General features: G+C 70.2%; 9 protein-coding genes and 1 tRNA gene. 3 read left to right on the top strand and 7 right to left on the bottom strand.

Translation table 11 applies throughout. The features are described from left to right. Positions 1-94: 94 nt before the first annotated feature. From ACN6LB_RS44785 to ACN6LB_RS44755, 7 genes are all read right to left on the bottom strand, one after another. On the bottom strand, positions 95-748 hold the full coding sequence (locus ACN6LB_RS44785; protein ID WP_445030948.1) for a response regulator: 654 nt from the start codon (positions 746-748) through the stop codon (positions 95-97). Further along, the gene (locus ACN6LB_RS44780; RefSeq protein WP_445030947.1) at positions 733-1962 is read right to left on the bottom strand and encodes a sensor histidine kinase; all 1230 of its coding nucleotides are present in this window, start codon (positions 1960-1962) and stop codon (positions 733-735) included. Before ACN6LB_RS44780 ends, ACN6LB_RS44785 begins: the two co-directional genes overlap by 16 nt. A gap of 71 nt (positions 1963-2033) precedes the next feature. Beyond that, positions 2034-3689, bottom strand: coding sequence for an AMP-binding protein (locus ACN6LB_RS44775; protein ID WP_445030946.1), 1656 nt, complete (start codon positions 3687-3689; stop codon positions 2034-2036). 43 nt (positions 3690-3732) lie between these two features. Next, the gene (locus ACN6LB_RS44770) at positions 3733-4197 is read right to left on the bottom strand and encodes a DUF3592 domain-containing protein (protein WP_445030945.1); all 465 of its coding nucleotides are present in this window, start codon (positions 4195-4197) and stop codon (positions 3733-3735) included. Positions 4198-4300: 103 nt separating this feature from the next. Next, a complete protein-coding gene (locus ACN6LB_RS44765) occupies positions 4301-4930 on the bottom strand; it encodes a lytic polysaccharide monooxygenase auxiliary activity family 9 protein (protein ID WP_445030944.1) in 630 nt (209 codons plus the stop codon). Between the two features lie 145 nt (positions 4931-5075). Beyond that, the gene (locus ACN6LB_RS44760; RefSeq protein WP_445030943.1) at positions 5076-6215 is read right to left on the bottom strand and encodes an SPFH domain-containing protein; all 1140 of its coding nucleotides are present in this window, start codon (positions 6213-6215) and stop codon (positions 5076-5078) included. Between the two features lie 115 nt (positions 6216-6330). After that, positions 6331-7665 (bottom strand): peptidoglycan-binding protein, encoded by a 1335-nt coding sequence (locus ACN6LB_RS44755; protein WP_445030942.1) that lies wholly within the window; start codon positions 7663-7665, stop codon positions 6331-6333. Between the two features lie 196 nt (positions 7666-7861). Between ACN6LB_RS44755 and ACN6LB_RS44750 the strand changes: the two genes are divergently transcribed. The 3 genes from ACN6LB_RS44750 to glxA all read left to right on the top strand — a co-directional run bounded on the left by ACN6LB_RS44750 (position 7862) and on the right by glxA (position 12406). Further along, positions 7862-7935: transfer RNA gene (locus ACN6LB_RS44750), tRNA-Lys, on the top strand. A gap of 518 nt (positions 7936-8453) precedes the next feature. Then, positions 8454-10472 (top strand): glycosyltransferase family 2 protein, encoded by a 2019-nt coding sequence (locus tag ACN6LB_RS44745; RefSeq protein ID WP_445030941.1) that lies wholly within the window; start codon positions 8454-8456, stop codon positions 10470-10472. Next, a complete protein-coding gene (gene glxA / locus ACN6LB_RS44740) occupies positions 10469-12406 on the top strand; it encodes a radical copper oxidase GlxA (RefSeq protein WP_445030940.1) in 1938 nt (645 codons plus the stop codon). Before ACN6LB_RS44745 ends, glxA begins: the two co-directional genes overlap by 4 nt. Positions 12407-12488: the final 82 nt, after the last annotated feature.

Below are 12488 nucleotides of genomic sequence, written 5' to 3'. Positions count from 1 at the left end.
CAGAAAGCGCGAACATGCCTCGCTATCGTCATTTCTGCGCGGCTTCGCCGCGCGTTGTGGGGGCTTCGCCACCCACACCCCCGCCCTCCGGGTGTCAGCCCCGGAGATACGTGAGCACCGCCAGCACCCTGCGATGCGTGTCCTCCGCCGGAGGCAGGTTCAGCTTTCCCAGGATGTTGCCGATGTGCTTGCCGACGGCCGCCTCGGTGACCACCAGCTCGCGGGCGATCGCGCCGTTCGACTTCCCCTCCGCCACCAGGCCCAGCACCTCCCGCTCGCGCGGAGTGAGCGCCGCCAGCGGATCGCGGCGGCGGCGCAGCAGCTGCCGTACGACCTCGGGGTCCACGACCGTGCCGCCCGCGGCCACCCGCTCCACGGCCTCCGCGAACTGCTCGACCTGCCCGATCCGGTCCTTGAGCAGATAGCCGACACCGGTGCCGTCCCCGGTGTCGAGCAGCTCGGCGGCGTAGGCGCGCTGGACGTACTGGCTCAGGACGAGCACGGGCAGGGACGGGTTCTTCTCGCGCAGGGCGAGGGCCGCGCGCAGGCCCTCGTCCTGGAAGCCGGGCGGCATGCGTACGTCGGTGACGACCAGGTCGGGTGCGTACGCCGACACGGACTCGCGCAGCGCCGACGCGTCCCCGACCGCGGCGACCACCTCGTGCCCGAAGCGGGCCAGCAGTCCGACGAGTCCCTCGCGCAGCAGCACACCGTCCTCGGCGAGGACCACTCTCAACGCACGGGACACGGAATCTCCAGTCGCAGGACGGTCGGCCCCCCGGCCGGGCTGTCGACCGTCAGTGTCCCATCGAGGACCGCGAGCCGGTCGGCCAGTCCGGTGAGCCCGGACCCGCCGGACGGGTCGGCCCCGCCGACACCGTCGTCCCGCACCTCGATCCCCAACCGGCCCTCCGCGTACCGCCCGTTGATCCACGCGCGCCGCGCCCCGCTGTGCCGTCCCACGTTGGCGAGCGCCTCCCGCACCGCGAAGTACGCGGCGGACTCGACGGATTCGGCGCACCGCGGCAGGTCGACGTCCAGCTCCACGGGTACGGCCGAACGGTCGGCGGCGTCGGCGAGAGCGTCCCCGAGGCCGTAGTCGACGAGGACCTGGGGGTGGATGCCATGGATCAACTCGCGCAGCTCGACGAGGACTTGGTCCGCCTCCTTGTGGGCGGTGGCGAGCTGTTCGGCCAGTGCGGGCGGCGCGTCGAGGCGAGCGAGGCCCAGTGTCATGCCCAGCGCCACGAGCCGCTGCTGCGCCCCGTCGTGCAGGTCCCGTTCGATCCGCCGCCGCTCGGCCTCGAACGCGGCGACGAGCCGGGCCCGGGACCTCGTCACCTCGTCCAGCCGCTGCCCGTCCTCGCGCTGCGCCAGCAGCAGCCGGGCGAGGGCCGCGCGGGCACGGCCGTAGAGGGCGAGCGGCCACAGGAGTACGAGCAGGAGAGCGGCCCCGGCTGCCGCGCACAGCGCCGCCTGCGGGTAGGTGTCGATCAGCCACAGCTTGGCGATACGGGTGTCGCCGCCGGACACCGCGAGCTGGACCGGCGCCCCGAGCATCGCGCCGGGGACGCCGATCGCGACGGTGAGCACGAGCAGGTCCAGGGGCCACAGGACGAGCGCGAGCAGGACGGTGTACGCCAACTCGCGCCAGGTCGCGGGCTCGGTGAACCGGAGCCTGGCCCAGGCGGCGAGGCCCGGCTCGTGAGGGGTGCGGTGGGGGCCGGGCACGGGTTTCCCGGGGTCGGCGAGCCGCAGCCGCCGGCGCTCCAGGACGCCGACGGGTACGCCGGACAGGGCCAGCAGGCCGAGCAGGGGCAGTCCGACGAGCAGCGGCGTCAGTGCGGCTCCGACGACGGCGAGCACCAGCAGCCCGAGGAGCAGCGGGACGCCGACCAGGACGCCGCTGACGAGATATCCCACGTGGCGCACGTGTCGTACGCATCCCACCGGACGGATCATGCGCTCACGGTAGGCCGCGCCCGGCGGTGCGGACCATACGCGCAGGGGGCGTTGCCAGGGTAGGGCCCGCCCTACCTCGTCAGCAGTTCCTCGCGGCCCCGGTCCCGGTACTGGCCGAGCAGTCCGGTCACGTCCGCCTCCCCCAGCGGACGGTAGGCGGCCTCCCCCGGCGGGCGCCACCACACCGGGTCCGGGCAGCGGAAGGTCTCCCGGCGCAGCGCCACCCGGTGGATCTTGTTGGTGGCGGTGACGGGCATGCGCTCCACGATCCGTACGAAGCGGGGGGCCATCTTGGTGCCCAGGTCGGGCTGGCCCAGCAGGAATTCGGCGAAGGAGAGGGGGTCGAAGGTGCCGGAGCGCAGGGCCAGCGCGGCCATCACCTGGTCGCCCGCCACCGGGTCGGGTACGGCGTAGACGGCGACGGCGGCCGCGTCGTCGTAGCGGGCGAGGATGTTCTCGATCATCGCGGCGGCGAGGTTCTCGCTGTCGACGCGCAGCCGGTCGTCGCTGCGACCCGCGAAGTAGAGGAATCCGGCGCTGTCGCGGTAGAAGAGGTCACCGGTCCAGTACCAGCCGTCGCGGCGGCGGGCGGCGTCCGCGGCCGGGTTGCGCCAGTAGCCCTCGAAGGGGTTGACGCCGCGGTTCACCAACTCCCCTATCGCATCCGACCCGTTGAGCAGTCGTCCGTCGTCGGCGAAGGCGGCCGGCGGGCATTCGGCGCGGGTGTCCGGGTCGACCACCGCGAGGTCGTCGCGGGGTGCGGCCCGGCCGATCGCCCCGGGCGGGGTGTCGGGCGTGTGCTGGACGGCGGCGCCGCCCTCCGAGGAGCCGTAGCCCTCGACGAGCCGTACGCCGAAGCGGCGCTCGAAGGCGGCCGCGTCCACCGCGCCCGCCTCCGTGCCGAAGCCCAGCCTCAGCGGGTTGTCGCGGTCGTCGGGGCGGGCGGGCGTGGCCAGGATGTACTGCACGGCCCGGCCGACGTAGGTGAAGTAGGTGGCCCCGCAGGCGCGTACGTCGGCGAGGAAGCCCGAGGCGGAGAAGCGGCGGCGCAGCGCGATGCCCGCGCCGGCCGCGAGCGCGGGCGCCCAGTCGGCGATCACCGCGTTGCCGTGGAACATCGGCATGCAGATGTAGTGCGTGTCCTCCCGTCGTACGCCGAAGTGGTCGACGAGGGACTGTCCGGCGGCGGCCAACCGGCCCTGGGTGCAGATCGCCGCCTTGGGCGCGCCGGTCGAACCGGAGGTGAAGTAGAGGAGAAGGCGGTCGGCCGGGGTCGCGGAGGACCCGTCCGGTTTCGCGCCCCGGTACGGCGCGAGCAGGTCGGTGTAGGCGTCCGTGTCGCTCACCAGGACGTGTACGCCGGGCAGTTCGAGGCCGTCGAGAAGGGGCAGATGCGCCCGCTCGGTGACCAGGACACGGCACTCGGTGTGCAGGATGTCGCGGGCCAGCTCGGGGCCCCGCCGGGTCGGGTTGATCCCGGCGACGGCGGCGCCCGCGAGGGCGGCCGCGCTCAACCAGAGGGGATATTCAGGGGTGTTGTCGAGCAGGACGCCGATGTGCGGCTCCGCGCCGGGCGGCACCAGGTCGGCCAGCAGCGCCGCCCGGGCCGCGGCGCCCGCCGCGACCTGATGGTGGGTCAGGATCTGCCCCTCGCACCACAGCCCGGGACGATGGTCGCCCCACCGCTCCCGCACGAGCTCCGCGACGGTCTGCCTCTGGGATCCCATGAGGGCGCACGGTAGTTGACGCACCGTCAGATGTGGAGGGCTACTACGGCAGCAAGCCGCCCGACTCCGCGAACATCCCGTGGACCGCGACCATGAAACCGACGCAGAACACGATGATCACGCAGGCGATCACGAGAAAGCACCCGGTGCCCGCCCAGAGCTTCCCGGCGCCGGGGGCGTGCGCCGTGGCCTGCTCGGGGCGCTCGGCGACGTAGTACGCGGTGACGGTGTCGCCCTCCAGGATCGTCCCCGGCCCGTTCGTCTCCTCGAAGCGGACGGTGCGCCCCTCGCGGGTCGCGAACTCGTAGACGTGGTGCAGCGTCGTGCTCACGGAGGTGTCGCCGCCGCCTCCGCTGGTCGTCGTGTACGTCCGCAGACAGCGCGCCGGGGCCGTGAGCCCGCTGTTCCAGGCGCTCCTGATGCGCTGGGCGCGCAAAAGCAGTCTGCCCGCACCGAAGAGCACTCCGGCGATCATGAGGATGGGCACGAGGTAGAAGAACAGTTCCATGGCGGTCCCCCGGCGGTTCGTACAGCTCCACGCGCGCCGCCCCGGTCAAGGCGGCGTGCGTGGAACGTACCTGCTCAGAAGGACTCAGCGCCTCAAGGGAGGCTCAGAAGGTGACGTCCGCGCAGGAGTAGAACGCGTTCGCCGTGTCCGCGATCGTCCACACCCCGAGGATGATGTGGTGTCCGCTCAGCCCCGAGGGCAGGGTGCCCGTGTGGGTGAGCGTGGACGGCGGGCGCTGACCGCCGTACGGGACGGTCAGGAACGGGGTGGTGTTCAGGTCCGCCCTGGTCAGCGCGTGATTCTGGTTCCAGCCGGACTTGGTGACGTAGTACTTGAAGTCGGTCGTGGCGTGCATGGCGGTGAACTGCCAGCGGAAGGTGTAACTCTGACCGCCGGTCACTCTGGTCGTCGGCCAGGCCGTGCCCGCGGGGGTCCTGGGCTGGTCGAGCTGGCTGAAGTTGGTGTGGTTCGCGGAACAGATCCGGCCGTCGCCCGGGCCGGCCGCCGGGAAGCCCTTCGGGCCCTCGACGCTCTGGGGCTCCCACTGGATGTCGCCGCAGTTGGCGACGGAGCCCCCGCTCGCGGCGCACATCTTCTGCCGGCTGAGGGGCTGGTCGGTGTAGCCGTGGGCACTGGCGCCGCCGGTGGAGAGCACGAAGGCTCCCGTGGTGGCGAGCCCGACCACGGCTGCGTAGAACTTGGTCCTTCTGTGTGTACCGGTCTTTTTGCGCATGCTGCCGCTCCTGGAGAACGTGGGGAGTTCCGTGAGCCGTGCGAGCGCATCGCGATGCGTGAAACCGACGCTTCAGGTCTAGACCAAGCCCCAGATTATTACCGCGAGTTGACGGTGTCCATATCAAAAGACATGTCCGTACCCATCACGGCGATGCGTCTCCCCGTCCCGCGCAGAACGCCACCGTCAGGTCCTTCACCAGTGCCTTGCGCTCGTAGTCGTCGAGCTCGACGAGGCCGCGCATGGTCAGCCGGGTCACCGTGTCCTCGACGGAGTCGACGACCGAGGTGAGCGCGGTGGCGCGGTTCTGGGCGTCCAGCGCGGCGATGCGGCGCCGGTGCATGACGGCCGCCACCTCGGGGGCGTACTCGATCCGGACCGGCTGCACCGAGAACACCTCGACACCCACCGGAGCGGTGTCCTCCGCCACCAGCCGGGTCAGCACGTCACCGACAGCCGAGCGCGAGGCCGCGGCACCGCCCTTGACGGCAGGCCCCTCCACCGGCGCCCGGGACAGCGCCGCCTCCACGCAGTCGCGCAGATACGACTCGTGGTCCTCGATGCCGAGCGTGGCCCGCGCCGTGTCCTTGACCCGCCACACCACGAGCACGACCACGCGCAGCGCGACCCCGTTGGCGTCGACCGCGGACAGCGGCTCGCTGCGCCAGTGCCGCAGCCGTACGTCGACGCGGCGGCGCAGCACCAGCGGGTTGACCCACAGGAGGCCGGTGCGCCGGACCGTTCCGCGGTAGCGGCCGAAGAGGCCGAGCACCCAGGCCCGCCCGGTCCGGCCCCGGGCGAGACCGCCGAAGCCGAACAGTCCGAGCGCCCCCGCCCCGGCGTACGCGGCCCACTGCGCCGGTCCGAACCCGGCCCCCGCCGACCAGGGCAGCCCGAGTGCGTCGAGCGCCGGTGGCGGCACCGCGCCGGCCCACCACGAGGTGAGTGCACATCCGGCCACCCCACAGGCCCCGGCCAGCACTCCCACCCCGCCGGGCAGCACCCGTGCGGGGCGTTCGACCAGCTCCGGGTCGACTTCCGGGGCCGGGCGGGCCGGGACGGGCGCGGCGGGCCGCCGGGGGACGCGCGGCTGCTCGCCGGTGCCGCGGCGGCGGCCCACGACGGCGGGCGCGAGCGGTACCGAGACCGGCTCGGGGTCGTCGCGGAAGAGCAGATGGACGGGGATCTCGGTGGTCGCCTCGTTGTGGATGAGCCGGGCGGAGCGCGCTCCGCCGGCCTCCGGTGCCCCTTCGGACTCCGGGCTGTGTGAAGTCGTCGTACTCATACGTGCCTCCAGCCTCCGCGCCAGATGCGTCATTGATCGAGTGACGGGAAAAGCCGTTCCCTCGGGAGGGTCCGATCGGGTGCGAGGGTCCGACCGGGTACGGGGTTGCGATCCGCTACGAGAACAGCCGCCGCCAGGTCTCCGGCCCGGGGTAGCCGTCCGCGGCGCCGCCGCGCCAGCCCTGGGAGCGCTGGAACGCCTCGACGTTGCGCCGGTCCGCCTCGCCCCAGCGCGGCCCCGGGCCCGTCGTGTAGTGAGTACCGAACCCTTTCTTGACCAGTTGCTTTCCGAGCCGGGTGACAAAGGCGTTGTCGGCGCCCGGCCGGAACATCCCGCGCCCCGGATAGCCGGGCACGCCGTGCGAGGACGTGCTGGGCGACCCCTTCGGGCCGGGGCTCCCGGGCGCCGCGCGCGGCGCGATGTCCCTTCCCTTCTTCGCCAACAGCAACGCCCAGGTCTGTGCTCCCGGCAGCCCGTCCGCGTCCGTTCCGGTCCACCCCTGCGCCTGCTGGAAGGCCTGGGTGGCCCGCCGGTCGGCGTCGCCCCAGCGGGGTCCCGGGCCCTGCGTGTAGAAGCGGCCGCCGCCCCGCTCGACGAGGAGCCGGCCCAGCTGGGTGACGTACGCGTTGCTCGCGCCGGGCCCGAAGTAGACCGCCCCGGGGAAGCGGGTGGTCGTCGGCGTACCCGAGGGGGCCGGGCCGCCCGCACCCTCGGCGAGCCCCTTGTAGCGGTACGCCAGATAGCGGTCGGAGTTGCTCCAGTACGCGTACGGAGTGGCCTGCCGGCGGGCGTGCGGGCGGGTCTCCTCGTAGGCGACGTAATACGTGTGCGTGTAGTCCGTCCAGCCGCCGAAAATGACGACGTGCGAGCCTTTCTCGGGGTCCGCCGGATTGTGGAAGAGAAGAATGTCGCCGGGCTGGAGCTGGTCCCGGGAAATCCGTTCGCCGAACGTGTCGAGGCTGCCGGTCCATTCGTTGCCGGGCAGGTTCCAGGCCATGGAGACAAAGCCCGAGCAGTCCTGCCGGTACCCGTCGGACCAGTAGGCGTACATGCTGTAGGGCACCTGGGCGGTGACCCATGTCTTAGCCCGGTTGATGATCTCCGCCCGGGTGGTCGCGGGCGCCTTGACCGGTGCCGCGGGCTTTGCGGGCGCCGCCGGCTTCCCGACCGGCCCGTGCAGCGGAGCCTTGCTGCCCTGTGGGGTACCGGGCTCGTCACCTGCGGGGATGCCCGGGTGGGCGGGTCCGTGGGCGGCGGCGACCGCCGGCATCGACTGGCCCGCGCCGAGCACGGTGCCCGCCGCCGCGGCCAGCACCAGGGCCTTGCGGGCCGCCGGATGGCCGAGGGAGCCGGCCAGTGGGGAATGCGGCATGACACGCCGCCAGTGAACACATCCGGGGCATTCGCAGTCGCTCGCGGGATCGAATTCCTCGAATACCGGAGCCGCCATGCGATTCCCCTCACACTCCAGGTGAAAATATCCGCGCTTCTGCACAGTCGTCAGTTTCTCAACTGTCATCCGCTGTCGCATGTTGACGGTCCGAATGATGTACGGCGCCGTCCGCGACCGCGTCCGGACCGGGATCCGGGCCGGCCCCGCGGTCGGGAGCACCCGTTCCGGTCGGGTAGAGTTCTCGAGTCAGCGCGCGCCGCTAGCTCAGTTGGTTAGAGCAGCTGACTCTTAATCAGCGGGTCCGGGGTTCGAGTCCCTGGCGGCGCACCGACCGAAGAGGCCTCTCGCAGCAGCGAGGGGCCTCTTCGCCGTCCCCGTCCGCCCCGCCCGTCGCTCCCGCCACGGCCGCCCCACCGTCCGGTCCGCCGCGCCGCCGACTGAACCGGTTCACCGGACCGAGCCGCCGCGTCCCCTCTTTTGACCGGTCGCCGTACGGTCACCTTCGTCCCTTCCTCGTACACCTGTCCCTAAGAGCGCGTATGACCGGTTAACACCGCGTTTCGCATCTTGCGATCATGATGGACGACGTAGAACCCTGGGCTTCAAGGGACTGTCGGTACACGACAGTTGGGGGATCGGCCGGTTGCGACTGTGATGGGGATGGGGCCCCACTCATGAACGGATGCCGAGGGGGCATCATGCAACCGGAAGGTCGCGTTTCCGTGTCTCTGAAGTGTGGATGACGTGGTGACGCACCTGCCACTGATGCGTTCGCGAAGGTCGAGGGGGACCCGAGCGAACGGAAGACCGACGAACACGCACCTGTGCGTGCGGGGGGATGACTCATGACGCCGACGGGCGCCCGGCAGAACTTCGACCCGTCCGAGACGACTCAACTAAGGGTGCCATCGCACCGGACCGGCGGATTCCGCAGAATCAGGAAGACGCTGCCGAGATACGACTACGAGCACTACAGCCGGCTCGCGGGGCCCCTGACGCAGCCGGACCCGAACAAGCCGTACAAGGTCCAGTACCGCTCGCTGCTGTCGCAGGAGCCGCACCGCATACGGGCCGCCCTCATGCTCGGCGCCGCTCCGCTGCTCTCGCTGGTCCTGCTCGGCTGGCTGCTCCAGCCGGAGCACTGGACCGAACGCGACTACCCGGCCTACGACTTCCTGCCGGCGCTCGACATCGTGATGCTGGTGTCGATCGGGCTGATCGAGTTCTTCCGCTGCATGAACGTGCTGTCGAACGCGCACGCCACCCTGGTCGCCCGCGACCCGGTCCCGGTGGTGCCCGAGACCGGCACCAGAGTCGCCTTCCTCACCTCTTTCGTGCCCGGCAAGGAACCCCTCGCCATGGTGACGAAGACCCTGGAGGCGGCCGTCAGGATCCGCCATCGGGGCCTTCTGCACATCTGGCTCCTGGACGAGGGCGACGACCCCGAGGTGAAGGCGGTCTGCGAGCGCCTCGGCGTGCACCACTTCTCCCGCAAGGGAATCGCGAAGTGGAACCAGGCCAAGGGCCCGCACCGCGCCAAGACCAAGCACGGCAACTACAACGCCTGGCTGGAGGCGCACGGCGACGCGTACGACTACTTCGCCTCGGTCGACACCGACCATGTGCCGCTGCCCAACTACCTGGAGCGGATGCTCGGCTTCTTCCGCGACCCGGACGTCGGCTTCGTCATCGGCCCGCAGGTGTACGGCAACTACGACAACCCCATCACCAAGGCGGCCGAGTCCCAGCAGTTCCTCTTCCACGCCCTCATCCAGCGGGCCGGGAACTTCTACGGCTCCCCGATGTTCGTGGGCACCTCCAACGCCGTACGCATCAGGGCGCTGAAGCAGATCGGCGGTCTGTACGACTCGATCACCGAGGACATGGCGACCGGCTTCGAGATGCACCGCGCCAAGAACCCGGCCACCGGCAGCCGTTGGAAGTCGGTGTACACGCCGGACGTGCTGGCCGTCGGTGAAGGGCCCAACGCCTGGACCGACTTCTTCACCCAGCAGCTGCGCTGGTCGCGGGGCACCTACGAGACGATCCTCAAGCAGTACTGGAAGGGCTTCTACTCCATGCCTCCGGGCAAGCTCTTCAACTACACGATGATGATCATCTTCTATCCGATGTCGGCCCTCAACTGGATCCTGGCGGCCCTGAGTTGCGCCCTGTTCCTCGGCCTCGGCGCCTCGGGCGTCAACATCGACCCGACGGTCTGGCTGATGCTGTACGGCAACGCGTCGGCGCTGCAGATCGGCCTGTACATCTGGAACCGCCGCCACAACGTCTCGCCGCACGAGCCGGAGGGGTCGGGCGGCGTCGCCGGCATGGTGATGTCGGCCCTGTCCGCGCCGATCTACGCGCGCTCGCTCATGGACGCCGTACTGCGCCGCAAGAGCAAGTTCGTGGTGACACCCAAGGGCGACTCGGCGAGCCCGGACACACTGTTCGGGACCTTCCGGATCCATCTGTTCTTCATCATGGTCTTCGGCGCCTCCATGAGCGCCTCGTTCGCCTACGGGCACGCCCACCCGGCGATGCTCACCTGGGCGTCGTTCGCCCTGCTGATCACCGCGTCGCCGATCTTCGCCTGGCAGTGGTCGCTGCGCCAGGCGAAGAAGAAGCCCGCGGCGCCCCCCTCGACGCCGCCCACCGTGCCGATCCCCGCGCAGGCCTCGGGGCCCCAGCAGGAACAGCACGCGGCGCACGCCCCGCACTCTCCGCATGCCCCGCAGCACAAGCCCAGTTGGGCCGCGGCGAGCGGGGGCGGCGACCCGGCCCGGGACGAGCCGCAGGACGAGCCGAGAGACCAGCCCATGGATCACACGATCCGGATCGCCCTTGGGGGACCTAAGAAATGAAGGACGGTGCAAGCCGCCGCCGCGCTCGTCGTCTGGCGATAGGCGCGGCGGTGGTTCTCGCGCTGGCGGGGATGAACGGGCCGTGGCTGTATCGCTTCGGGACGGAGCAGTACCACCAGTACAAGATCAACAAGCCGGAGTACAAGGCCGACAACGGGCACTGGGATGTCGTCCAGTTCCCTGAGGAGTACCGCCAGAACACCATTCACGCGGCCCTGTTGCACACCGGCAAGATCCTGCTGATCGCGGGCTCGGGCAACAACCAGGACAACTTCGACGCGAAGCGGTTCGAGACCCGGATCTGGGACCCGGTCAACAAGACGATCAAGAAGATTCCCACGCCGGCCGACCTCTTCTGCACGGGCCACACCCAGCTCGCCAACGGCAATCTGCTGATCGCGGGCGGGACCAGGCGGTACGAGAAGCTGAAGGGTGACGTCACCAAGGCCGGCGGTCTGATGATCGTGCACAACGAGAACCCGGACAAGCCGATCACACTGCCGGCGGGCACCAAGTTCACCGGCAGGAACAACGCCAGGACGTTCGTCTCCAAGGACCCGGTGCTGGTGCCGCGCGCGAAGAAGGTCTTCGACAAGGCGACCGGGAAGTTCCTGCGCAACGACCCGGGCCTCGGCCGTATCTACGTCGAGGCGCAGAAGAGCGGCACCAAGTACGAGACCGGCACCCAGGACAACTACCGGATCCAGGGCCTGACCGGTACCGACGCCCGCAACACGTACGGCATCGCGCAGAAGCTCGCCCTGGACAAGAAGGACTTCCAAGGCATCCGCGACGCCTACGAGTTCGACCCGGTCGCCGAGAAGTACATCAAGGTCGACCCGATGAACGAGGCCCGCTGGTACCCGACGCTCACCACCCTGTCGGACGGCAAGGTTCTCAGCCTCTCCGGCCTCGACGAGATCGGCCAGCTGGTCCCGGGCAAGAACGAGGTGTTCGACCCGAAGACCAGGAAGTGGACGTACACCAAGGGCATCCGCCAGTTCCCGACGTACCCGGCGATCTCGCTGATGCAGAACGGCGAGCTGTTCTACTCGGGCTCGAACGCCGGTTACGGGCCCGACAACGTCGGCCGCGACCCGGGCGTCTGGGACCTGGACACCAACAAGTTCACCAAGCTCAAGGGGCTGAGCGACCCGGACCGGATGGAGACGTCGGGCACGGTGCTGCTGCCGCCCGCGCAGAACGAGAAGTACATGGTGATCGGCGGCGGCGGGGTCGGCGAGTCCGACAGGTCCAGCAAGAAGACCCGGATCATCGACCTCAAGTCGGACAACCCGAGGTTCGTGGACGGGCCCGAGCTGGAGAAGGGCACCCGCTACCCGCAGTCCTCGATCCTGCCCGACGACACGGTGCTGGTGTCGGGCGGCTCGGAGGACTACCGCGGCCGCGGCGACTCCAACATCCACCAGGCACGGATCTACGACGCGAAGTCCAACACCTTCAAGCAGGTCGCCGACCCGCTGGTGGGCCGCAACTACCACTCGGGCTCGATCCTGCTGCCCGACGGCCGCGTGATGTTCTTCGGCTCCGACTCGCTCTACGCCGACAAGGCCGATACCAAGCCCGGCGTGTTCGAGCAGCGCATCGAGATCTACACCCCGCCCTACCTCTACCGCGACTCGCGGCCCTCGCTCTCCGGCGGCCCGAAGACCGTTCCCCGCGGCGGTACGGCGACGTTCACCTCGGCGCACGCCTCGTCCATCACGACGGCCCGGCTGATCCGGCCGAGCGCGTCCACGCATGTCACCGACGTCGACCAGCGGTCCATCGCACTGGATCTGAAGAAGACGAAGGGCGGCATCGAGGTCACCGTGCCGAAGAACCGGAACCTGGTGGAGTCCGGCTGGTACATGCTCTTCGTGACGGACGACCAGGGGACACCGAGCAAGGCCCAGTGGGTGAAGGTGCCGTGATTCAGGGATAGTTGCTACGTGACTGGGGGCGCCCTCCGCTTCGGAGGGCGCCCCCAGTCACATAAGCGAGTAGTCGGCTATT

The sequence above is a fragment of the Streptomyces sp. SAS_270 genome, from assembly GCF_052543295.1.
This window is presented reverse-complemented; position numbering and strand designations above follow the sequence as displayed.

What these genes read in the sequence shown, in the direction of transcription:
- ACN6LB_RS44780 (WP_445030947.1), bottom strand. Translation starts at nt 1,962, where the DNA reads ATGATCCGTCCGGTGGGATGCGTACGACACGTGCGCCACGTGGGATAT.
- ACN6LB_RS44775 (WP_445030946.1), bottom strand. Translation starts at nt 3,689, where the DNA reads ATGGGATCCCAGAGGCAGACCGTCGCGGAGCTCGTGCGGGAGCGGTGG.
- ACN6LB_RS44770 (WP_445030945.1), bottom strand. Translation starts at nt 4,197, where the DNA reads ATGGAACTGTTCTTCTACCTCGTGCCCATCCTCATGATCGCCGGAGTG.
- ACN6LB_RS44765 (WP_445030944.1), bottom strand. Translation starts at nt 4,930, where the DNA reads ATGCGCAAAAAGACCGGTACACACAGAAGGACCAAGTTCTACGCAGCC.
- ACN6LB_RS44760 (WP_445030943.1), bottom strand. Translation starts at nt 6,215, where the DNA reads ATGAGTACGACGACTTCACACAGCCCGGAGTCCGAAGGGGCACCGGAG.
- ACN6LB_RS44755 (WP_445030942.1), bottom strand. Translation starts at nt 7,665, where the DNA reads ATGGCGGCTCCGGTATTCGAGGAATTCGATCCCGCGAGCGACTGCGAA.
- ACN6LB_RS44745 (WP_445030941.1), top strand. Translation starts at nt 8,454, where the DNA reads ATGACGCCGACGGGCGCCCGGCAGAACTTCGACCCGTCCGAGACGACT.
- glxA (WP_445030940.1), top strand. Translation starts at nt 10,469, where the DNA reads ATGAAGGACGGTGCAAGCCGCCGCCGCGCTCGTCGTCTGGCGATAGGC.